This is a genomic window from Haloferax sp. Atlit-6N (assembly GCF_003383195.1).
Taxonomy (GTDB): domain Archaea; phylum Halobacteriota; class Halobacteria; order Halobacteriales; family Haloferacaceae; genus Haloferax; species Haloferax gibbonsii.
The window spans coordinates 1-473 of the sequence record NZ_QEQJ01000277.1 but is presented as its reverse complement, the minus strand read 5'-3'; the positions used below and the strand labels follow the sequence as shown (position 1 = coordinate 473).

Here is a 473-nt window from a genome sequence, read left to right as displayed (position 1 = left end):
TTGCCAATTTCACTTTTTTTCCTGAAAGACCCAAATAACCAATTTTGTTTAATTGAATTTGTTTCATATTATATGGCAAAGGAAGATAATAATCTTCATTGTATACATTTTTAGATTCAGGGATTCTATTTACTTCTCTATTTTTAATAATATATTCCACTTTATCAGAATTTCTCATTTTTTTTTCGTCAGATTCATTCAATTTAACTACAGACATATGACCAAAAGAAAAATCATATGTTATATCACGATTAGGTATATTTAAATTTTTGGCTGCTTCTGTTGAAGTATCTTTGAATTTAACAATATATTGATCCTTTGCTTCTGATGCTAGAGCTGAATTTCCGAAATAACATGTAAGCAATATAAAAAATGCAAAAACAGCTTTTTTAATCATATAAACCTCCTTAAAATTCTCAATATTGTTTGTACAAAAGAACATGGTATAAAAAATAAAACCGGGGAATTGAAAA

General features: G+C 26.0%; 1 protein-coding gene. It reads right to left on the bottom strand.

The window, feature by feature from the left end:
• Positions 1 to 397: hypothetical protein (locus DEQ92_RS23350; protein WP_147299588.1), on the bottom strand; the 397-nt coding region annotated here is incomplete at its 3' end.
• Positions 398 to 473: the final 76 nt, after the last annotated feature.